18 protein-coding genes, 1 tRNA gene and 1 riboswitch are annotated in these 22,498 nt (G+C 52.8%); of the genes, 11 read left to right on the forward strand and 8 right to left on the reverse strand.

What is annotated here, in order from left to right; translation table 11 throughout:
• Positions 1-1,020: an asparaginase gene (gene ansA, locus J5069_RS03860; protein WP_264642611.1), complete on the reverse strand. Its 1,020-nt coding sequence runs from the start codon at positions 1,018-1,020 to the stop codon at positions 1-3.
• Between the two features lie 90 nt (positions 1,021-1,110).
• Complete coding sequence (sppA, locus tag J5069_RS03865; RefSeq protein WP_264642612.1) at positions 1,111-2,961, reverse strand: signal peptide peptidase SppA; 1,851 nt, start codon at positions 2,959-2,961, stop codon at positions 1,111-1,113.
• A 612-nt stretch (positions 2,962-3,573) separates the two neighbouring features.
• Between sppA and J5069_RS03870 the strand changes: the two genes are divergently transcribed.
• The 3 genes from J5069_RS03870 to J5069_RS03880 are packed head-to-tail and all read left to right on the forward strand — an operon-like array spanning position 3,574 to position 6,376.
• Positions 3,574-4,125: an NAD(P)H nitroreductase gene (locus J5069_RS03870; protein ID WP_264643718.1), complete on the forward strand. Its 552-nt coding sequence runs from the start codon at positions 3,574-3,576 to the stop codon at positions 4,123-4,125.
• A gap of 2 nt (positions 4,126-4,127) precedes the next feature.
• The gene (locus J5069_RS03875) at positions 4,128-6,056 is read left to right on the forward strand and encodes a DNA topoisomerase III (protein ID WP_264642613.1); all 1,929 of its coding nucleotides are present in this window, start codon (positions 4,128-4,130) and stop codon (positions 6,054-6,056) included.
• Complete coding sequence (locus J5069_RS03880) at positions 6,053-6,376, forward strand: DUF1496 domain-containing protein (protein ID WP_413542199.1); 324 nt, start codon at positions 6,053-6,055, stop codon at positions 6,374-6,376. Before J5069_RS03875 ends, J5069_RS03880 begins: the two co-directional genes overlap by 4 nt.
• 46 nt (positions 6,377-6,422) lie before the next feature.
• Here J5069_RS03880 and xthA read toward each other — a convergent pair whose 3' ends face one another.
• Positions 6,423-7,232: an exodeoxyribonuclease III gene (gene xthA, locus J5069_RS03885; protein ID WP_264642614.1), complete on the reverse strand. Its 810-nt coding sequence runs from the start codon at positions 7,230-7,232 to the stop codon at positions 6,423-6,425.
• Between the two features lie 142 nt (positions 7,233-7,374).
• Positions 7,375-7,467, forward strand: a riboswitch (glycine riboswitch).
• 133 nt (positions 7,468-7,600) lie between these two features.
• On the opposite strand from xthA, the gene J5069_RS03890 reads away from it, so the two are divergent.
• On the forward strand, positions 7,601-8,227 hold the full coding sequence (locus J5069_RS03890) for a trimeric intracellular cation channel family protein (RefSeq protein WP_264642615.1): 627 nt from the start codon (positions 7,601-7,603) through the stop codon (positions 8,225-8,227).
• A 104-nt stretch (positions 8,228-8,331) separates the two neighbouring features.
• The gene (locus tag J5069_RS03895; protein WP_264642616.1) at positions 8,332-9,537 is read left to right on the forward strand and encodes an MFS transporter; all 1,206 of its coding nucleotides are present in this window, start codon (positions 8,332-8,334) and stop codon (positions 9,535-9,537) included.
• 74 nt (positions 9,538-9,611) lie between these two features.
• Here J5069_RS03895 and J5069_RS03900 read toward each other — a convergent pair.
• The 3 genes from J5069_RS03900 to J5069_RS03910 all read right to left on the reverse strand — a co-directional run bounded on the left by J5069_RS03900 (position 9,612) and on the right by J5069_RS03910 (position 11,312).
• Positions 9,612-9,696 (reverse strand) — tRNA-Tyr (locus tag J5069_RS03900).
• Positions 9,697-9,852: 156 nt separating this feature from the next.
• Positions 9,853-10,701, reverse strand: coding sequence for a formyltetrahydrofolate deformylase (gene purU / locus J5069_RS03905; protein ID WP_264643720.1), 849 nt, complete (start codon positions 10,699-10,701; stop codon positions 9,853-9,855).
• A 140-nt stretch (positions 10,702-10,841) separates the two neighbouring features.
• Positions 10,842-11,312, reverse strand: a complete 471-nt coding sequence (locus tag J5069_RS03910; RefSeq protein ID WP_264642617.1) for a YchJ family protein — start codon at positions 11,310-11,312, stop codon at positions 10,842-10,844.
• Between the two features lie 151 nt (positions 11,313-11,463).
• On the opposite strand from J5069_RS03910, the gene rssA reads away from it, so the two are divergent.
• The 3 genes from rssA (at position 11,464) to galU (ending at position 14,658) form a co-directional block, all read left to right on the forward strand.
• A complete protein-coding gene (rssA, locus tag J5069_RS03915; protein WP_264642618.1) occupies positions 11,464-12,378 on the forward strand; it encodes a patatin-like phospholipase RssA in 915 nt (304 codons plus the stop codon).
• Between the two features lie 112 nt (positions 12,379-12,490).
• Positions 12,491-13,507, forward strand: coding sequence for a two-component system response regulator RssB (gene rssB / locus J5069_RS03920; RefSeq protein WP_264643721.1), 1,017 nt, complete (start codon positions 12,491-12,493; stop codon positions 13,505-13,507).
• A 236-nt stretch (positions 13,508-13,743) separates the two neighbouring features.
• Complete coding sequence (gene galU / locus J5069_RS03925) at positions 13,744-14,658, forward strand: UTP--glucose-1-phosphate uridylyltransferase GalU (protein WP_264642619.1); 915 nt, start codon at positions 13,744-13,746, stop codon at positions 14,656-14,658.
• A gap of 113 nt (positions 14,659-14,771) precedes the next feature.
• Here galU and hns read toward each other — a convergent pair whose 3' ends face one another.
• The gene (gene hns, locus J5069_RS03930) at positions 14,772-15,179 is read right to left on the reverse strand and encodes a histone-like nucleoid-structuring protein H-NS (RefSeq protein WP_222160708.1); all 408 of its coding nucleotides are present in this window, start codon (positions 15,177-15,179) and stop codon (positions 14,772-14,774) included.
• Between the two features lie 620 nt (positions 15,180-15,799).
• On the opposite strand from hns, the gene J5069_RS03935 reads away from it, so the two are divergent.
• Positions 15,800-16,387, forward strand: coding sequence for a thymidine kinase (locus J5069_RS03935; RefSeq protein ID WP_264642620.1), 588 nt, complete (start codon positions 15,800-15,802; stop codon positions 16,385-16,387).
• A gap of 104 nt (positions 16,388-16,491) precedes the next feature.
• Here the strand turns inward: J5069_RS03935 and adhE are convergent, their stop codons facing one another.
• Positions 16,492-19,158, reverse strand: coding sequence for a bifunctional acetaldehyde-CoA/alcohol dehydrogenase (adhE, locus tag J5069_RS03940; protein WP_264642621.1), 2,667 nt, complete (start codon positions 19,156-19,158; stop codon positions 16,492-16,494).
• Between the two features lie 607 nt (positions 19,159-19,765).
• Here adhE and oppA point away from each other — a divergent pair.
• Together oppA and oppB are read left to right on the forward strand one after the other, a co-directional pair.
• A complete protein-coding gene (gene oppA, locus J5069_RS03945) occupies positions 19,766-21,466 on the forward strand; it encodes an oligopeptide ABC transporter substrate-binding protein OppA (RefSeq protein ID WP_413542200.1) in 1,701 nt (566 codons plus the stop codon).
• Positions 21,467-21,566: 100 nt separating this feature from the next.
• Complete coding sequence (gene oppB / locus J5069_RS03950) at positions 21,567-22,487, forward strand: oligopeptide ABC transporter permease OppB (RefSeq protein ID WP_264642622.1); 921 nt, start codon at positions 21,567-21,569, stop codon at positions 22,485-22,487.
• Positions 22,488-22,498 lie beyond the last annotated feature (11 nt).

Genomic DNA, 22,498 nt, shown 5'->3' on the forward strand with positions numbered 1-22,498 from the left:
TTAGGCGTCCTGAGTCAGTTCGCCGCGCAGGTCTTGCTGCATTAACTGGCGAATGGTATCCGGGGTTAAATCAGGCTGGCTCAGCAGATAATGCAGTTTAGTCAGCGCGGCTTCCACCGTCATATCAAAACCGCTGATCACACCGGCCTGCGCCAGCGCGTTGCCGGTGGCGTAGCCTTCCATGTTCACCCGTCCGGAAATGCACTGGGTGAGGTTAACCACCACGATACCGCGCGCCGATGCCTGACGCAGTTCGTCCAACAGCGCCGGGCTTTGCGGTGCATTCCCCACACCGTAAGAGCGCAATATCAGCGCTTTGACCGGCTGACGCAGGAAGTTACGCACCACATCCGCTGAAATTCCCGGATAAACGGTAATCACACCGATCGGTTGCGGGGTAATAGGATGCACGATCAGCGGCCCACTGGGGGTTTCCGATTGAGGCGGCACCAGGCGGCGTATATGAATACCGGCCTCTAGCAGCGTCGGGAAGTTGGGGGAGGCGAACGCATCAAAGCCATCCGCATGCGCTTTCGTGGTGCGGTTACCGCGCAGCAGCTTGTTATTGAAAAACAGGCTGACTTCATTCACCGGGTGATTAGCCGCGACATACAGGGCGTTCAGCAGGTTGGTTTGTCCATCAGAACGCAACTCCGCTAACGGAATTTGTGACCCTGTCACAATGAGCGGCTTGGCCAGATTCTCCATAATGAAGGAGAGGGCTGACGCCGTGAAGGCCATGGTATCGGTGCCGTGCAGAATAACGAAGCCATCGTACTCATCGTAGTGCTGTTGAATATCCTCAGCAATGGCCTGCCAATCGGCAGGGGTCATGTCGGAGGAGTCAATCAGCGGATCATATTCATGGATGGTAAAATCAGGCATCTCCGGGCGATGAAACTCCGGCATGTTAGCCAGTTGCTGTTGCAGGTGACCAGATACCGGAATGTAACCATTGGCGGAGCGTTGCATACCAATAGTACCGCCGGTATACGCGACATAGATGGATTTCTTTTGCATGCTGTTCTTATGAAAAAAGGGTGTGCTGATGAAAAAATGAAAAACAGCCCGACATACGCCGGGCTGAGGGAAAATCCTGTGTTACCAGGTTTATTTCACTTCACCGCAGGCCATGCAAAGCGCATAGCGATGCTGAGGATCGTTGAAGGTATTGAGCAACGCCGGTTGCGCTTGCACCACTTCAGCCAACTGCGCTACCGGAGCAGGCAACATCGCCTGAAGTCGGGCCGGTAACCAGGCGTGAGCGGCGGCGTTGACGCGGTTGAGCATCATATCCAGCAGGCTTGGCTGTTCCTCGAACCAGTTGAGCTGGTATTGGCCCAGCTTGGCCAGTTCGGCCGCTTTTTTGACCGCATCGTCAAAGTCACCCAACTGATCGACCAAACCGTTGGTCTTGGCGTCGTCACCGGTCCAAACGTGCCCTTGGGCGATTTTATCAATCTCTTCCGGGCTTTTCTTGCGTGACTGCGCCACCAGATCGACGAAGTTTTTATAACCGCGCTCGATGCTGATTTGCATCATTTGCGAAAACTCGGGCGGCAGCGTTTTGGTGATGCTGAGATCCGCTAACGGCGAGGTGGCCACGCCATCGGTATGCACGCCGATAGCACCAAGGGTATTTTCAAACGTGGTGATCACGCCAAATATCCCAATCGACCCGGTCAAGGTGCTCGAACTGGCGATAATGGCGTTGGCTGGCGTGGAGATCCAGTAGCCGCCGGACGCGGCCATACCGCCCATCGATACCACGATCGGTTTGCCAGCCAGACGTACTGCCATCAGCTCCGCGCGAATCTTCTCCGAGGCGGTTACGCTGCCACCGGGGCTATTGACGCGCAGCACGATCGCCTTGATTTTAGGATCCAGTCTGGCCTGCCGAATTTGGGCCGCCGTGGTATCACCACCGACCACCCCCGGGGTTTCCGGACCGTCAACGATAGCGCCGCTGGCAAAGATCACCGCGATTTCCGCGCCGCTTTGGTTGGTCGGTTTTTCGCTGTAATCATAAATGCTGGTGTAGTTGAAGCTCTGATTCTTGTTGTCCCAGCCGAAGGTTTTTACCAGCTTCTGTTCGATGACCGAACGGGATGCCACTTCGTCCACCAGTTTGTTATCCAGCGCATAGCGTGCCGGATCGCCTTGTACAGCCTGAAGGCCGGCGATAATCGCACTGGCTCCGGGGAACAGCTGTTGCGGTGTGATTTGGCGGTTTGCCGCAACCGTATTCAGGTAATTTTGCCACAATCCACCCACCCAGCGCATATCGGCTTCGCGCGCTTCGGGGGACATATCGTCACGCAGGAAGGGTTCTACCGCCGACTTGTAAGTACCGACGCGAAATACGTGGCTGGTCACATCCAGCTTTTCCAACAGCGATTTGTAATAGAGGCCATTGGTGGCGAAACCGCGCAGATCGACGTTACCCTGCGGGGTCAGCGAAATGGTGGTCGCGAAGCTGGCCAGATAGTATTGCGTTTGGCTGTAACTGTCACCGATGGCGAAAATGGGTTTGCCGCTGTCGCGGAATTCACGCAACGCCTTGCCAATATATTGCAGCGAGGGCTGGTCGGCGCCGACGAAATCACTCAGATCGAGCACCATACCGGTAATATTGCTGTCGGTTTTGGCCTGACGAATAGTGTTAACAATATCAAACAGCGAATTTTCCTGACGGCGATTGCTGGAAGCGCCAAAAAATTCCCTGCCTAACTGGCGCAGTTTATTATTCACCGTCGGTTTATCGACGATAACGCCGGTTATATCAACGAGCAGCGCGCCCTGCGGTGTTTGGGCCGGTGCATTTTTAAACTGCACATAAATGCCGACACCCACCAGAATCAACACAATCAGAAACAGATTAAGAATAAACTCGCGGGTGAAATTGAGCAGACGCCAAGTCCACTTGAAAAGTCCGCTAAAGATTCGCCACAGTGTGCGCATGTTATCTCCAAAAACGCCAAACATAATGCCTGCTCGCTGTTCCTTTTGAGGGCAATGCAAGCAGTAAAGGGTTGCCCCGCGACATTCACGCTAATATGGGCGAACTTACTCTCTATCCTAATGAGCGTATAGGAAAATGCCAACTTCATTAGTAGCTTCCGTTGATAAAAATGTGTCTATTTTGTAATGAAAAGCGATTGCCTGCACAGAAGAAAAAGGCATTATCCGTATCGGTCACAATAAAGGCGGTGCCTTCGCCTTTCGTCGTGCAGGAGACGACAAGCTGATTGGCCTCGATTTTTGGAATCAGCTAAAGGTGTACCATCTGCGTCACGACGCGAAGTGATCGCGGCGCAGCATTGAGCGCGTTGCAGCTCACTGCGTTGGATGCGCAGGCAGGCGTTTGCTGCTTGCGCATCATTACCTGCCAACCGCCAGAACAGCGCCAGTAACAATCAGAATCTCCCCGCATTATTACCGGTATCCGCTATGATAGGATTGCCATAAAACCGTTACTGACGCACCGCGAGTTGTGATACCGTGGCGCGCAATGACAGGTAATGGCAACGCGTGGCGCTGTTTTTCACGCAGGCCGTTCACAGGAGAAAAATGATGGATGCACTGGACTTGTTACTCAATCGCCGTTCGGCCTCGCGTTTGGCCGCTCCGGCACCGCAAGGCGACGCGTTAGCCAACATTATTCACGCCGGTATGCGCGCGCCAGACCACGGCACACTGCAACCGTGGCGTTTTGTGATTGCACAGGATGAAGGTCTGGCCCGCCTGAGTGAGGTATTGCACACCGCAGCCCAACAGGAAGGACTGGACGCCGCCGCACAGGATAAAGCCCGTCAGGCACCGTTTCGTGCCCCAATGGTCATCACCGTGATTGCACACTGCGAAGATCATCCCAAAGTGCCCAAATGGGAGCAGGTGATTTCTGCGGGCTGCGCGGTACAGGCGATGCAAATGGCTGCACTGGCGCAAGGGTTCAACGGTATCTGGCGCAGCGGTCTTTGGACTGAACACGAACAGGTGCGTGAAGCCTTCGGTTGCCGCGAACAAGATGAAATTGTTGGGTTCCTCTATTTGGGAACACCGCAACTGAAAGCGTCCACCACGGTTGTGCCGTTGGACACGGAAAAATTTGTCCGTTATTTCTGATAATGCGCCTGTTTATTGCTGAAAAACCCAGCCTCGCCCGAGCGATAGCCGATGTTTTGCCCAAACCGCATCGGCGAGGCGACGGCTATATTGCCTGCGGTTCACAGGATGTGGTTACCTGGTGCGTCGGGCATTTGCTCGAGCAGGCCCAGCCCGATGCCTATGATGCCCGCTATGCGCGTTGGTCATTAGCCGATCTGCCGATTATCCCCGAAAAATGGCTGTTGATGCCGCGCCCGTCGGTGAGCAAGCAACTGAATGCCATCAAGAAGTTGCTGGGTGAGGCGACCGAGGTAATTCATGCCGGTGACCCGGATCGCGAAGGGCAACTGCTGGTGGATGAAGTGCTGGAGTATTTGGCGTTGGCTCCGGAAAAACGCCAGCAGGTGCGGCGCTGCCTGATCAACGATCTCAATCCGCAAGCGGTGACGCGTGCGGTGGAACGCCTGCGCGATAACCGCGACTTTGTGCCGCTGTGCGTATCGGCACTGGCGCGTTCGCGCGCTGACTGGCTCTACGGCATCAACATGACCCGCGCCTATACCCTGTTGGGGCGCAATGCCGGCTATGACGGCGTGCTTTCCGTAGGACGGGTGCAAACGCCGGTGCTGGGGCTGGTGGTACGCCGTGATGAAGAGATCGAAAATTTCGTCGCCAAAGATTACTTTGAGGTCAAGGCGCACATTGTCACGCCCGCCGATGAACGCTTTGTGGCGCTGTGGCAACCGAGCGAATCCTGTGAACCGTATCAGGATGAAGAAGGGCGCCTGCTGCACCGTTCTTTGGCTGAACATGTGGTCAAACGCATTGCCGGACAGCCTGCCACCGTCACGGATTACACCGATAAGCGCGAGTCGGAAACGGCACCGCTGCCATATTCTCTCTCTGCATTGCAGATCGAAGCCGCGAAACGCTTTGGCCTGAGTGCACAGCAGGTGTTAGACACCTGCCAGCGGTTGTATGAAACCCATAAGCTGATTACCTATCCGCGTTCGGACTGCCGTTACCTGCCTGAAGAACATTTTGCCGGGCGTCACGCGGTTATTAACGCGATTACGGTGCACGCCTCCGGGCTATTGCCGCAACCGGTGGTCAGTCTTGAGCGCCGTAACCGCTGTTGGGATGACAGCAAAGTCGATGCGCACCATGCGATTATTCCCACTGCACGCAGCGCCAACGTCTCGCTGAGCGACAACGAGCGTCAGGTGTATGGGCTGATTGCCCGACAGTATCTGATGCAGTTTTGCCCTGATGCGGTGTTTCGTAAATGCGTTATTACCCTCGATATCGTCGGGGGGAAATTTATTGCCAAAGCGCGTTTTCTGGCCGATGCGGGCTGGCGTGCGCTGCTGGGTGCCAAGGAGCGCGACGACGAAAACGACGGCCTGCCGCTGCCAGTGGTGGCTAAAGGAGATGTGCTGCTGTGTGAGAAAGGTGAAGTGGTGGAGCGGCAAACCCAGCCTCCACGTCCGTTTACCGATGCCACGTTGCTCTCCGCCATGACCGGTATTGCCCGTTTCGTGCAAGACAAAACGCTGAAGAAAATATTGCGTGAAACCGATGGCCTCGGCACCGAAGCCACGCGTGCAGGCATTATTGAGCTACTCTTTAAACGAAGCTTTCTGTTTAAAAAAGGGCGTTACATTCACGCCAGCGAAGCGGGGCGGGCGCTGATTCATGCATTACCGCCTAGCGCCGCGTTGCCGGATATGACCGCCAACTGGGAAGCCACCTTAACGCTTATCAGTGAAAAAAAACATCGTTATCAAGATTTTATGCAACCGCTCACCGAAACCCTGAGCGGATTGATAGCGCAAGCGCGGCAAAACCGGTCCGCATCGGCGTTTCGCGGGCTGCAAGCACCACAAAAAACACAGAAGAAAACACGTAAACCCACGGCGAAAAAGGCCGCGAAGGAGCAGAACGGATGAAATCATCACAGGTGATGTTGTTTGTCGGCGCACTGGCCTCTCTGCCCGCGTGGGCGCAATCTGCCGCGACGACCATGCCCGTGCCCTCTCGGGGCAACACGGATATCGTGGTTGGCGTACCGCCCAGTGTGATTTGGGGCGATAACAATGGTTCGACGCGGCGAGAGCCACAAAACCACTGTATGCGTTGCTGCGTGTTTGAGAACCGTAATTATACCGAAGGTGCCGTGGTGCGAACGGAAGGCGTGTTGTTGCAGTGCACGCGTGACAGGCAAACGTTGGGCACCAATAATCTGATTTGGCAGGTGCTGAAACAGTAATGGTTTTAGAGACAGGGCAGCCGCGAGCGGCTGCCGGTGCGGGGTGTTACAGCCCAGAGAACGTGGCCCAAATCGGCGCGTGGTCGGACGGCTTTTCCATGCCGCGAATCTCATAATCAATATCGCTGGCGGTGCAGTGCGATGCCAATCCCTGACTGGCGAGGATTACATCGATACGCAGGCCGCGGTTGTCATCAAAACCGGCAGAGCGGTAGTCAAACCAGGAATAGCGATCGGTACTGTCTGGCGCCAGCGCGCGGAAGGTATCGACCAATCCCCATCCCAGCAGGCGCGCCATCCATTCACGCTCTTCGGGTAAAAACGAACACTTACCGGTGCGCAGCCAGCGCTTACGGTTTTCTTCGCCAATGCCAATGTCCAGATCCGTCGGGCTGATATTGATATCCCCCATAACGATCAGCGGCTGTTCCGGGGTGTGATGCTGTGTCAGATAGCTCTGCAAGTCGGCATAGAAGCGCGTTTTGGCCGGGAATTTCACCGGATGGTCGCGACTCTCGCCCTGCGGGAAATAACCATTGATCACGGTCAGCGTGCCAGCGGGTGTGGCAAAATCCGCCATGATGATGCGCCGCTGAGCATCGGGTTCGTCGGTCGGAAAGCCGTAGCGCACGGCAATCGGTGTCTCTTTACACAACAATGCGACGCCATAGTGGCCTTTTTGCCCGTAGTAGTAGACCTGATAGCCGAGCTTGCGTATCTCTTCGAAGGGAAACATATCATCGTGCACTTTGGTTTCCTGCAAGCCAATGATATCCGGCTGATGCTGGGCGATGATGGCGGCCAGTTGGTGCGGGCGAGCACGCAGCCCATTGATATTAAAAGAAATAACTTTCATCTTCACTGCCATGTCAGGAAATTGTGACGCTGATGGTATCAGAAAAAACAGGCAAAGGTCACGCCAGAGGCGCACGGCGGATGCTATCTCAGGTCTGCCGAACGAACGGAAGGTTGAAGTAGCGATAGTAAGCCCTTATACTTCGCAGCTCGCAGGAGAGAGGACCGCGCAACGCGCGACCCGCCGAAGGCGCAAACTCCCATAATCGCTCAGGCCACCTTACTGCACTTTGTTGATACGCCGACTGGAGAGCGGTGTGCACGCTGCTTAGCGGCGTAGCCACCCACCGAAGGGGCAAGCGGCGTAAGCTGCATAAACTCTCAGGTAAAACGGACAGGGGGAGAGGCACATTTCACAGGAAAATTTGTGTGCTTACTTACATCTATCTGATCGCTATTACCGCAGAAGGCATGTCCGGCGCATTGGCCGCCGGGCGCAGGAACATGGATATTTTTGGTGTGGCGATGATCGCCTTTATCACCGCACTGGGCGGTGGCACCGTTCGTGATATTCTGCTCGGCAACTATCCCATTGGCTGGACGCAACACCCCGGCTATATCTATCTGACGATTGGTGCTGGCCTGTTCACTATCGTCATTGCCCGTATCATGCACCACCTGCATCGACTGTTCCTGATCCTGGACGCCATGGGGCTGATTGCCTTTACCATTATCGGCTGCAACGTAGCACAGAAGCTGAACTACTCCTTTACCGTGGTGATTATGGCCGGGATTGTTACCGGGATCTTCGGCGGTATTCTGCGCGACATCTTCTGCAACCGCACGCCGATGGTACTCAGAAAGGAGCTCTATGCCAGCGTATCACTGCTGGTAGCGCTGCTTTATCTCGGACTGAAAGCGTTACAGGTAGACCACGATATTAATCTGCTGGTGTCGTTTACGCTGGGGCTGTCGCTGCGTCTGGCGGCGATCCGCTGGTCATGGCAGTTGCCAGTATTTTCATACTCGCCGGGCAGTTGGAAAGGCAAAGCGTAAGAGATGTGGGGAACCGCACCGTAATCGGTAACAAAACAGCGTAATGTTGCTTCTTCATGACAATGTAGCAGACGGATCTGATCGTCTTCAGCTATCAGGATAATATGAAGAACAACTTCAACGTTTTTGTCGCGAGTTCTGCGTTTTCACTACTGGGAATAGAAATTTACCACATTACGCTGCCTTTGTTGGCGTTGAGTCTCAGCCTTGACCCTGTTCAGATTAGCTGGTGTGTGTTTGCCTTTTATTGTCCGGTGATTTTTATCAAAATAATATCCTCACCGCGCATAGAAAAATCAAATAAAATCAATGTACTAAAATTTAGCGAGTGTGGGCGCATCCTCTGTCTGGCGCTATTCCTGCTATTTCTCACCTTGTTCCGCGATGCCAGTTTCCTGTGGATTCTGGCGGTTTCACTCGCTTATGGCGTATTTACCGTGTTTACCGAAGTGGCTGAGCCTGTTCTTATCAAAGGGTTGCTTCAGGGCCATGCGTCTACTTCAGCCTTGTCAACCTACGAGATACGAACCCGCGCTGTTCAACTGGTGGCGCCCGCGCTGTGTGGATACCTGATATCCGTGAATGTTTTCTTTCCCTATTCCGTCAACCTGATATTTTCGCTGTTAGCCGTGTGCTTGCTGTTCATGATGCGTATCGATGTTCCGCAGACAGTAAGTCCTGCTCATTCCACGATGGGTGCGGATATTCAACAGGCATTTCGCTGGTTGCGAGACAATAAATTGTTTACCGTCATCGTTGCGCTGACGGCGGTTAACAATTTTCTGCATCCGATTCTCTATCTGACCGTGATATGGAGCCTGAAAGCGCAAAATACCGCCTTTGAAATAACCGGCCTGGTGCTTTCTGGGCTGGGAGCAGGCGGTCTTATCGGCAGCTTTATTTCACGCAAAGTGATTAGAGTATTGTCGCTCAGGCAGTTGGTTCTCAGCGTAAACCTGGCCCGCGTGCTGATTTTTTTCGGATTTGTTGTTTTCACCGATCCCGTATCGATCTTTGTGCTGTTTGTCCTCAAAGCCATTATGGGGGGGATCTGGAACGTCAGCTATAACGTGTACACCCTTCAGCAGATGCCGCTCAAACTGGCGGCAAGGATTTCCGCGGTGAGTGGCACGATGGTTAAAATCAGCGCCGGTATTGGTAGCCTGGTGGCCGGTTATTCTTTAGGTTTTATCGGGGCAGACCTGACGCTGATTACCCTGGCTTCGTTGACCTTGTTCATGCTCTCCGGCTCTTTTGTCTGCAAGAAAGAGTATGGTAAATACCACGAGCAAAAAGCGTTAGAAGGATAGTGAGTAAAATTAAGATGCTAACAGGGAAGTGGAGTAAACAGTGAAGGTAAACCGGTGCAACGGACGCTGCGAGATGGTGGTGGGGGAAGGATTCGAACCTTCGAAGTCTGTGACGGCAGATTTACAGTCTGCTCCCTTTGGCCGCTCGGGAACCCCACCATGGCCTAACTGATTGTGCGCTTTCTTGGTAAGCGGGGCGCATCATACCAAATGCGCCGCCCCTGTAAAGCCCGAACGCAAAAAAACGCGTTTGTTTGCCGTTTTTTCACACGTGTTGCGGATTTTCCACTCAGCGTTGAGTGGAAAAACAGCGGCTTAAAGAATAATGGTGCGATTGCCGTAAACGAAAACCCGTTGTGCCAGCACGCGGTAAAGGGCACGACTCAGGACGTTTTTCTCGACGTCGCGTCCGGCACGCATCATGTCATCGGCGGTATAAGTGTGATCAACGTTAATCACATCCTGCATGATGATCGGACCTTCATCCAGACTGTCGTTGACGTAGTGCGCGGTAGCACCGATGATCTTCACGCCGCGCTCATAGGCCTGGTGGTATGGGCGCGCACCGATGAACGCAGGCAGGAACGAGTGGTGAATATTGATCACCCGATTCGGATAGTGCTGCACAAAAGCAGGCGTCAATACGCGCATGTATTTGGCCAACACCACGTAATCCGGCTTGTAGGCATCAATCTGCTCAATCATCACCTGGTCGTGCGCTTCGCGGGAAAGCCCTTCATGGCTCACCAGATGGAACGGGATATCAAAACGCTCAACCAGCGTCTGCAACGTATCGTGGTTGCCAATCACCGCGGCGATTTCAACATCCAGACCACCGTAGGCGCTCTTCATCAGCAAATCGCCCAGACAGTGCGCTTCTTTGGTGACCAGAACCACGATGCGACGACGGCCCGCATCGCTCAGTTCACGCACGGAACCTTCCGGCAACGCACCGTCCAAATCGGCCAACAGCGTGGTGTCATTGAAGATCCCTTCTAATTCGGTACGCATGAAAAAGCGCCCGGTGCGGTGATCGACAAATTCATTGTTCTGCACAATGTTTAATTCGTGCTTGTAGCAGATGTTGGTAATTTTCGCGATAAGCCCCTTTGCATCGGGGCAAATGGTACGCAACACTTTTCGTTGTATTGCCTGAGATTGCATCGTTTGGGATTGCATGGAAATAAGAACCCTGTCCAAAATCGTCTGTCATCATGCCCGAAAGCTGCTACGTGCGTGCGATTTATCGCCGCGATAAGGGGAAGCATGCCACCGGGTTACATTTTTTGCCGTACACTACGCGCCTATCCGCGCCCGCAGCACTGTTTGTATTTTTTGTCCGAACCGCACGGACAGCGATCATTTCTGCCTGTTTGCAGATGCACGCCATCTACATAGTACCAGCGATCGAGGCGACGAAGGAAGCGCGAGCGCTCGCGCATCAACGAGGTTCGCGCTGGCTGGGCGGTATCGGTATAGCGCGCGGCGAATTCGACATAGCCTTCCTCCGCATCGCGGCCCGGGCTGGTAGCCAGCACGTTCAACTTTTGCCACTGCGTATCCTGAGCGCTTTCGGTGATTGAGGCACGCCATTTTTCAGGCTGAAGCGCCGGGTCCCAGGTAGCGATAAGATAATCAACGTCATGGGCCACGTAAGCACAATAGCGTGAACGCATTAATGCTTCTGGCGTGGGTGCGATGTCGGTGCGTTGCAGATAGGGAAGGCAGCATGCGGTATACTGCTTGCCACTACCGCAGGGACAGCTTTGCGGCACGGTGACTCCTGAATGTATTACTAACAGTAAAAAAAATTAAAAAATATCGATATTTGCGTGAAAATAACTCAACGGCGTGGCGATATGTTACCTAACAATCTCGGTGAGTGGCAATGTGCGCTAAAATGAATAGCGAGATGAGAAGGATATCATGAAGCAAAGAAAGATTGGTTTGGCGCTGGGATCGGGTGCGGCAAAAGGATGGGCCCATATTGGTGTCATTCAAGCACTGACCGAAATGGGTATCGTGGTCGATGTAGTCGCGGGCTGCTCTGTCGGGGCCTTGGTGGGGGCGGCTTATGCCACCAATCGCTTGAATGCCATGGCGCGCTGGGTGAGCGGGTTTCATCATTGGGATGTGATTCGCCTGATGGATCTCTCCTGGCAGCGCGGCGGATTATTACGAGGCGATCGGGTATTTAACCAGGTGCGACACATCTTGCGTACCCAGCAGATAGAGGAGTGTGCTATCAAGTTCGGGGCGGTGGCGACCAACCTGACAACGGCACGCGAGCTGTGGCTGACCGAGGGCGATCTGCACCATGCAATCCGCGCCTCGTGCAGCATGCCGGGGCTGTTTGCGCCCGTGCGACACAATGCCTATTGGCTGGTTGATGGTGCCGTGGTGAACCCGGTGCCGGTTTCTTTGGCTCGCGCGCTGGGCGCTGACGTGGTGATTGCGGTGGATTTGCAGCATAACGCAACGCTGGGACATGACGACATGCTGTCAGTGGCCGCGATGGCTGAGGAGAACCCTGCGGATTCGACGTCGCTCAACTGGCAGCACAAGCTCCGGCGGCGCTTGTCGATGGGATTGCAGCGTCAGCGTGCCAACCGCGCACCTTCAGCAATGGATATCATGACGGCCTCCATTCAGGTGTTGGAAAACCGTTTAAAAATGCATCGTATGGCTGGCGACCCGCCTGATGTGGTGGTGCAGCCCTATTGCCCGCAAATTGCCACGCTGGATTTTCACCGTGCGCAAGAGGCGATTGCCGCAGGACGCCTGGCGGTGGAGAAAAAGCAGGATGAATTGCAACTGTTGGTAAACCGAGAGGCAGTCTAGTGCGAGTCGCTGCGCCCTGATGGGTAGTGAAGCGGTTAAAAGTGTAGAGTGGCAGGGGTTAAGGCCGAACAACGCGAGGGAATTTGCATGAAGTTGACGTATGAGGTCATCGATGGGTCAGCCATTAACAGATAAGCACATTTTGATTGTTGAAGATGAGGCGGTGTTTCGTTCAGTGATCGCTGGCTATCTGACATCGCTCGGTGCGTCTGTGCGTGAAGCTGTCAACGGGGTTGATGCATTAGCCGTGATGCAAGACTATCACCCTGATTTGATCGTGTGCGATTTGGAAATGCCGCTGATGGGCGGCATTGAGTTCGTTGAAACGCTCAGATTGCACGATAATCGCACGCCGATTCTGGTGGTGTCTGCCACCAGTCAGATGGGAGATGTCGCCAAAGTACTGCGCCTGGGCGTACAGGACGTGATGCTCAAACCTATCCGCGATTATGCGCGCTTGCGCGAAGCCGTGATGACCTGCATGTATCCCGACATGTTTACTTCTCAACTCAACGAAGTTGAGCAGTTGATGGAGGACATGGATTCACTCAATCAATCGCCAGACGCGGTCAATCAACTGCTGGCGCAGCTACAGCCGCCGGTGCAACAAAAAATGGCAGGTTGCAGCGTGCGTTATCGCCAACTGACCTCATTGGAGCAACCGGGTCTGGTGCTGGATATTGCCGCGTTGTCTGATGATGATTTGGCGTTCTATTGCCTTGATGTGACGCAAGCTGTGAACAATAACGGCACGCTGGCCGCCCTGTTGCTGCGCACGCTGTTTAACGGGTTGTTGCAAGAGCACCTGGCTAATCAGCAACACCGTCTGCCCGAATTGCCCGTCTTGCTGCGACAGGTCAACCAATTGCTGCGCCAGGCCAATCTTAATGGGCGTTTTCCGCTGTTGGTGGGCTACTATCACCGGGGATTGAAACGACTCATCCTCATTTCAGCCGGTTTGCATGCCATGCTGAACGCGGGAGAGGAGCAGTTGGTGCTAAACAATGGCATTCCGCTCGGCACCCTGGATGGGGCATATCTTAACCAATTAAACTATGAGTGCGCCGCTTTTGAATGTCAGGTGTGGGGACGCGGTGGACGCTTACGACTGATGTTATCAACAGATTGAACGCCCGCGCCGTGTGATGAAGCCTACGGAATAGTCTGATAGGCGTTCATCATGCAATTTGTTGCATACTCTTCTCTTTCGTAATTAATTTTTATTTCCTACTATATAAAGCGTTGTTTTATTTTTATCATAGCCATCGCGTTTACCGGGTGTCGTCTCTGGCCGAACAGGCTGGTGTATCCCGAATTAAACCCGGCAATAAAGTTCATTATTTGAACGGTATATCAGAGGTTGTTATGTCAACGGTGAATAAAAAAGTTAGAAAAGCGGTCATCCCCGTCGCAGGGCTAGGGACTCGGATGCTGCCGGCAACAAAAGCGATTCCAAAAGAAATGTTGCCGCTGGTGGATAAGCCGCTCATTCAATACGTCGTCAATGAGTGTATCGCCGCAGGCTTGAACGAAATTATTTTAGTAACACATTCATCCAAAAACTCCATTGAAAACCACTTCGATACCAGTTTTGAGCTGGAAGCGATGCTGGAAAAGCGTGTTAAACGTCAATTGCTGGAAGAAGTTCAGTCTATTTGCCCGAAACATGTCACCATCATGCAAGTACGTCAGGGACTGGCAAAAGGATTGGGGCACGCCGTTATGTGCGCACATCCTTTGGTAGGGGATGAGCCCGTCGCCGTTATTTTGCCCGACGTTATCATTGATGAATTTGAATCCAATCTGAAGAAAGACAACCTGAGTGAAATGCTGGCGCGTTTCTCCGAAACGGGTCACAGCCAAATTATGGTTGAACCGGTTGAAGAAGTGAGCAGCTATGGCGTTGTTGATTGCAAAGGGCAGACATTACAGCCTGGCGACAGTGCACCGATGGTGGGCGTAGTAGAAAAACCCAAGGCCTCAGAGGCGCCTTCAAATTTGGCGATTGTCGGTCGCTATGTGCTTTCGGCTGATATTTGGTCTCTGCTGGAAAAAACACCGCCGGGCGCAGGTAATGAAATCCAGTTAACGGATGCCATTGCCATGTTGATGGAAAAAGAAACCGTGGAAGCTTACCACCTTAAAGGTGTAAGTCACGACTGCGGAAACAAATTGGGTTACATGCGTGCATTTGTAGAATACGGCCTGCGTCACAATACGCTGGGTAATGATTTTGCCGCATGGCTTAATGAAACCGTTAATGAAAATGATGTGAAATAACCGGGTTCGATGGCGCTTTGCCTGTGGTTCGCGGGGCGTCACGAAAAACGGATATAAAAAAACCCCGGTTACCGGGGTTTTTGCTAAATAAGCACATCGATTCCGATGGGGAATTACAGCAGGAAATCGTCCAGCGATTTACCTTGCTCTTCAATAGCTTTTTTGATCACGGCAGGGGTGCGGCCTTGGCCAGTCCAGGTTCTTGCTTCGCCGTTTTCATCGGTATATTGATATTTTGCCGGGCGCGCGGCGCGTTTGCTTTTGCCCGGCGTTTTGGCTGCGCCCAAAGATTGCAACAGTTCATTCGGGTCGATGCCGTCAGCAATCAACATATCGCGATATTGCTGTAATTTACGGGTACGCTCTTCGATTTCAGCTTGCGCCTGATTATCTTCGTCACGACGCTCATTGACAACGACTTCCAGTTTTTCCAGCATTTCTTCCAAAGTATCCAGGCTGCATTCTCTTGCCTGGGCGCGCAGAGTACGGATGTTGTTTAGAACCTTTAGTGCTTCGCTCATTGTGATAATCTCAAATAATATTATTGGTGGCGTATGTAGGGTGATAATAGATGGCTATTTTATTTTCTGCAATAGTCAAATTTGTAAGATTGTTAAAAAATGGCGTTTTTAAAACCGATATCACGTTGCTGCTCAGTGAAATAAAACCACGTTGTTAACGAATGAAATACCGGTTACTTGAGTATTACTCCGCACGCTGCGTTAAAGCGGTCAACGGCGCTGCTGACCGGGCGCGATATAAGCATTTTTTATACCCGGCAACGTTTACCTGTCGTCAGGTTGTCGCGTCGATAAACACAAATCAAGTTACTCGTTCCCTTACTCACAAGAGGGCGATTCCGCGTTGTTCTTGCCAATATCATACAATGCTAATTATTTACGCTAAATATCGCTCATGCTGTTAATGTTTTCCCCTCTATAGGAATTTTCACAATTGTCTATCGCCTTATATACGCCGATTACCTACGCCATTGTGGCGGTGATGGCGGCGTGAGCCCGACGTTTTGCCTCTCACGGCCCTTGGGGCAGCAAAGGCAAGCGGGCACCCCGGTTATTTCAAAATATGATACAATGCGGCGCCGCGCGTTGCGCGGGTGAAGCGCTCTTTTGGGGTTATAAACATGGCACAACTTTATTTTTATTACTCGGCAATGAACGCGGGAAAGTCTACCGCATTATTACAGTCCTCTTATAACTACCAGGAACGGGGGATGAGGACGCTGATTTTAACCGCTGAAATAGACCACCGTGATGGTATCGGGCGGGTCAGCTCGCGTATTGGACTTTCCGCCCCGGCCCTGGTGTTTAATTTACAAACTGATTTGTATACCGTATTGGTTAATGCGCAACGTGAGCAGCCGGTGCACTGTATATTAATCGATGAGTGTCAGTTTTTAACCCGTGAGCAGGTGAACCAGCTGTCGGACATTGTCGATGAACTGGATATTCCGGTGCTGTGCTACGGCCTACGTACTGATTTTCAGGGCGAATTATTCTCCGGCAGCCAGTATTTGCTCGCCTGGGCGGATAAGCTTATCGAGTTGAAAACGGTGTGCCATTGCGGGCGCAAAGCCAATCGGGTGCTGCGGCTTGATGCGCAGGGCAACCCGCTGCGTGAAGGTGAACAGGTGGTGATCGGCGGCAATGAGCGCTATGTGTCGGTCTGTCGCAAACACTACAAAAGCGCATTGGGATTAACCCGCGCGTGAACACAGGCAGATAAAAGATAGGCAGATAAAAAACCCCAGCGAGGCGGTGCATCGCTGGGGTAAAGGAGGCCCCCACCTTAACGGCAAGGGCGTGTTAGCACTTCTCAGCTAGCCTTTTTGCCTTTTTTCTCGGTTTTGGCCGGGGCTTTCTCTTCTTCAACACTCTCCGTATACGGACGGCCGTAGTAGGTGTCCAGCATGATCTGTTTCAGCTCAGCGATCAGCGGATAGCGCGGGTTGGCACCGGTACACTGATCGTCAAAGGCATCTTCAGACAGCTTGTCCACTTTCGCCAGGAAATCAGCTTCCTGCACGCCAGCCTCGCGAATCGAGGTGGGGATGCCCAGTTCAGTTTTGATTTCATCTAACCAGGTCAACAGCTTCTCAATCTTCGCGGCAGTGCGATCGCCGGGTGCGCTCAGCCCCAGGTGATCGGCCACTTCGGCATAACGACGACGCGCCTGCGGACGGTCGTATTGACTGAATGCGGTCTGCTTGGTCGGGTTGTCGTTGGCGTTATAACGAATGACGTTAGCGATCAGCAGGGCATTAGCCAAACCGTGCGGAATATGGAACTCGGAACCCAGCTTGTGCGCCATGGAGTGGCAGACCCCAAGGAAGGCGTTGGCAAAGGCGATACCGGCGATGGTGGCGGCGTTGTGAACGCGTTCACGCGCAACCGGGTTTTTTGCGCCGTCACGGTAGCTGGCTGGCAAGTTCTCTTTGAGCAGCTTCAATGCCTGCAACGCTTGTCCATCAGAATATTCGTTGGCAAGCACCGAGACGTAGGCTTCCAGTGAGTGGGTAACCGCATCCAGGCCGCCAAAGGCGCACAAGGATTTCGGCATGTTCATCACCAGATTCGCATCAACGATAGCCATATCCGGGGTTAGCGCATAGTCAGCCAGTGGGTATTTTTGCCCTGTGGCGTCGTCCGTTACTACGGCGAACGGCGTCACTTCTGAGCCGGTGCCGGAGGTGGTGGTAACGGCAATCATCTTCGCCTTCACGCCCATTTTCGGGAATTTGTAGATACGCTTACGGATATCCATAAAGCGCAGGGCCAACTCTTCGAAATGGGTATCCGGGTGTTCGTACATGACCCACATGATTTTGGCCGCGTCCATCGGCGAACCGCCACCGAGTGCGATGATCACGTCAGGTTTGAACGCTTGCATTTGTTCAGCGCCTTTGCGCACGATGCTCAGCGTCGGATCGGCTTCCACCTCAAAGAACACGTCGGTTTCCAAGCCGTGCTGTTTCAGCACCGAGGAGATTTGATCCACATAGCCGTTGTTAAACAAGAAACGGTCAGTGACGATAAAGGCGCGTTTGTGGCCATCCTGGGCCACTTCTTCCAGTGCGATGGGCAAGGAGCCACGACGGAAATAGATGGATTTCGGAAGTTTATGCCACAACATATTTTCAGCTCGCTTGGCTACCGTTTTCTTGTTAATCAAGTGTTTGGGTCCGACGTTTTCTGAAATGGAGTTACCGCCCCAGGAGCCGCAGCCCAGGGTCAGCGACGGCGCCAGCTTAAAGTTGTACAGATCGCCGATACCGCCCTGAGAGGCTGGCGTATTGATTAAAATACGCGCGGTTTTCATCATCGCCCCGAAGTGGTTGACGCGTGCCAACTGGTTATCCTGATCGGTATACAGACAGGAGGTGTGACCGATACCGCCCATGGCGACCAGTTTCTCGGCTTTGGCGACGGCGTCGTCAAAATCTTTGGCGCGATACATGGCAAGCGTTGGCGACAGTTTCTCGTGGGCAAAGGGTTCTGACTCATCCACGTTGACCACTTCGCCAATCAGCACTTTAGTGCCAGCGGGGGCGGTAAAGCCGGCCATCTCAGCAATTTTTGGCGCTGCCTGACCTACAATCGCCGCGTTGAGCGAGCCATTTTTCAAAATGATCGATTGGATGGCTTCGAGCTCTTTACCTTGCAGCAGATAGCCACCGTGGGTTGAAAAACGTTCCCGCACCGCGTCATAAACGCTGTCTACCACAATCACCGACTGTTCAGACGCACAGATCACACCGTTATCGAAGGTTTTCGACATCAGAATCGAGGCAACGGCGCGTTTGATATCTGCCGTTTCATCGATCACCACCGGTGTATTGCCTGCGCCCACCCCGATGGCCGGTTTGCCGGAACTGTAGGCGGCTTTTACCATACCGGGACCGCCGGTGGCGAGGATCATATTGATGTCCGGGTGGTGCATTAACTGGTTGGACAATTCAACGGAAGGCTCATCAATCCAGCCAATAATGTCTTTCGGCGCGCCGGCTGCGATGGCGGCCTGGAGTACGATGTCTGCGGCTTTGTTGGTGGCATTCTTGGCGCGCGGGTGCGGCGAGAAGATGATGCCATTACGGGTTTTTAAACTGATGAGCGCTTTGAAAATGGCGGTGGAGGTCGGGTTGGTCGTCGGGACAATCCCGCACAGCAACCCGATAGGCTCGGCGATGGTAATGGTGCCGAAGGTGTCATCCTGGGACAAAATGCCGCAGGTTTTATCATCCTTATAAGCATTGTAGATATATTCAGAGGCAAAGTGGTTTTTAATCACTTTATCTTCCACGATACCCATACCCGATTCCGCTACCGCCATTTTAGCCAGCGGAATGCGGGCGTCGGCGGCGGCGAGGGCGGCGGCACGAAAGATTTGATCGACTTGCTCTTGAGAAAAATTGGCGAAGACCTGCTGTGCCTTCTTTACGCGTTCAACCAATGCGTTCAGTTCAGCAACGTTTGTTACGGCCATAATGCTCTCCTGATAATGTTAAACTCTTTCAGGCAATGATCTGCCAAACCCTGTGCTGCCAAATCATTATTACAAAACGCTAAGTATAGATAACGACATCGCATTCGTGGCTGAATGCAGGGTTTACCTACTCATTGCCTGAAAGGGCTGTGGGTCAGCGGTGGCGTAATCTCCTCTCTTCCCGGTGGGTGATAGTGGTTCATTCCGCATCTTCTGTTTAACACTGTGAAAGCAGCATACCTATTAGTGGGTGCCTTTTGTGTGATCTTCATCCCGATTCAAAAATGCTGACTCCTTTCAGCAAGCATATTTGTTAACTGTTGTAGTTATTTGTAGCGTTATTGTTGCCTTTGTTGGTATTTATAACCTGCCATAGGCGGGAAAATATTTGGATTATTCTCTGAATATTTCGATTACCATAAAATTATTCACCTGTTACTTGCGTGAGAATAGCCCGTCGTTTATTGCGTCATTTCAGAATGGGCAGCGGTTGACCAGAATAACGTTTGAAACACTTTCCAGGAAACGTCTTGCATTTCCGTCAGAGCGGTTAGTCTTGACGGAATCCATGTGATATCAATGTGATAACATAGAGAGGACAGGAGATATGGACAACGGGTTATCGGGTTACGCTGTTTCACAAAAAGGAGATGCGACGCAAAAACGGCGTCAATGGCTGACGGGGACGACACGACTGGCCGCAACCGTGGCATTGCTGTTCGGCACGTGGGGAGGCGGTGTGCTTGTCGCGGAGGCGGCACCGCCGCCCGGCGCTCTGTTAGCCAAGGATCAAGTGCTGGTGCGCAACAACGGTGCGGAAGTGGCCTCCCTCGATCCGCATAAGATAGAAGGCGTGCCAGAGTCCAACGTCTCGCGCGATCTGTTGGAAGGGCTGGTGATTACCGATCCGAATGGAAAAATGGTGCCCGGTGTGGCCGAGCGTTGGGAAAATAAAGATTTCCGCGTTTGGACTTTCCATTTACGCAAAGGCGCGCGCTGGTCAAACGGCGATCCCGTCACCGCGCAGGATTTTGTCTACAGTTGGCAACGATTAGCCGATCCGGCAACCGCTTCGCCTTATGCCAGCTACTTGCAGTACGGACATATCGTCAACATTGACGACATTATAGCTGGAAAGAAAACGCCGGACACGTTGGGCGTCAAAGCCGTGGATGACCATACGCTGGAGGTGACGCTGAGCGAAGCGGTGCCTTATTTTGATAAACTTCCGGTTTATCCTGCCATGTCGCCCGTCAATCGTTCCGCGGTTGAAAAATTCGGTGAGAAGTGGACCCAGCCAGAACATTGGGTGGGGAACGGTGCCTATACCTTGAAAAATTGGGTTGTCAATGAACGCTTGGTTTTAGCGCGCAACCCTCACTACTGGGATAATGCCCATACCACTATTGAGCAGGTGACGTATTTACCCATCTCCTCAGAAGTGACGGACGTAAATCGCTATCGCAGCGGTGAAATTGATATCACCTACACCAATTTACCGATTGAACTGTTTCAAAAAATGAAGCAGGAAATACCTGATGAAGTGAAGGTGACACCTTATTTGTGCTCTTATTATTACGAAATTAATAACCAACGTGCGCCTTTTACTGATGTGCGGGTGCGTCAGGCGCTGCGGTTAGGGCTCGATCAGGCGATTTTGACCAACAAGGTCAAAAACCAAGGTGATATGCCTGCTTATGGATTCGTACCACCGTATATTGATGGTTTAAAAGCCAGCGTGCCTGAGTGGTTTACCTGGCCGCAGGAGAAACGTAATGCCGAGGCCAAGCGACTATTGCGTGAAGCAGGGTATTCGCCCGAAAAACCGTTGACGCTGACGCTGCTTTATAATACGTCCGATCTGCACAGGAAAATGGCGATTGCCGCCGCGTCGCTCTGGAAGCAAAATATCGGCGTGAATGTGAAATTGGAAAATCAGGAATGGAAAACGTTTCTCAGCACGCGCCATCAGGGGAATTATGATCTGGCGCGCGCCGGGTGGTGTGCGGATTATAATGAGCCGTCGTCATTTTTGAACAGCATGTTATCGGACAGCAGCTCAAATACCTCACATTACAAAAGCGCGGCGTTTGATGCGTTTATGGTGAAATCACTGCAAGTGACCAATGACCAAGCGCGCACGGCCGTGTATCAACAGGCCGAAACGCAATTGGATCGCGATGCGGTGACGATACCGATATTTTATTACGCCAATACCCGGTTGGTGAAACCGTATGTCGGCGGCCTGACCGGAAACGATCCGCTCGACAATATTCATGTGAAAGATCTTTATATTTTGCAACATTAACGCCGTTCCTGAATGTGCTTCGCTGCTCTCTTGCCGAAAAAATCCTCGGTGAAGAGGGGGCGAGCACAGCAACAGGTGCCATGCCTTTATAGGTAGAACCATGCTGAAATTTATACTGCGTCGTTGTCTGGAAGCGATACCGACGCTGTTTGTATTGATTACGATCTCGTTCTTTATGATGCGGCTAGCGCCGGGAAGTCCTTTTACTGGCGAACGCAATTTGCCCCCGGAAGTGATGGCAAATATTGAGGCCAAATACCATCTCAACGATCCGGTATTGAAGCAATATGGTAATTACCTGCTGCAATTGGTACAGGGGGATTTTGGCCCGTCATTTAAATATAAGGACTACTCGGTTAATGATCTGGTGGCGAGTGCATTTCCCGTTTCCGCGAAACTGGGTGCGGCCGCCTTCGTGTTTGCCGTGTTATTGGGCGTGACGGCAGGTACCGTAGCGGCGCTGTATCAAAATAGCCGTTGGGACTACACCATTATGGGATTTGCCATGACCGGCGTGGTGATCCCCAGTTTTGTGGTTGCGCCCCTCTTGGTGCTGGTGTTCTCGATTACCTTGCGCTGGCTGCCCGCCGGGGGATGGAACGGTGGGGCGGGAAAATATGTATTACTGCCGATGGTGGCGCTGTCGCTCTCCTACATCGCCAGTATCGCGCGCATCACGCGCGGCGCGATGATCGAAGTGCTGCACGCCAATTTTATCCGCACCGCGCGCGCCAAAGGGTTGCCGATGCGCCACATCATTCTGCGCCATGCGCTAAAGCCGGCCTTGTTGCCGGTGCTCTCCTACATGGGCCCGGCGTTTGTCGGCATTATTACCGGTTCAATGGTGATCGAGACCATTTTTGGTCTGCCGGGCATTGGGCAACTGTTTGTTAACGGTGCATTAAACCGGGACTATTCTCTGGTGCTCAGCCTGACCATACTGGTGGGCGGTTTGACGATCCTGTTTAACGCCATCATCGATGTGTTGTATGCCGTCATCGATCCCAAAATTCGTTATTGAGTGAGGTGAGG

The organism is Candidatus Symbiopectobacterium sp. NZEC127 (assembly GCF_025962675.1).
Classification (GTDB): Bacteria; Pseudomonadota; Gammaproteobacteria; order Enterobacterales; family Enterobacteriaceae; genus Symbiopectobacterium.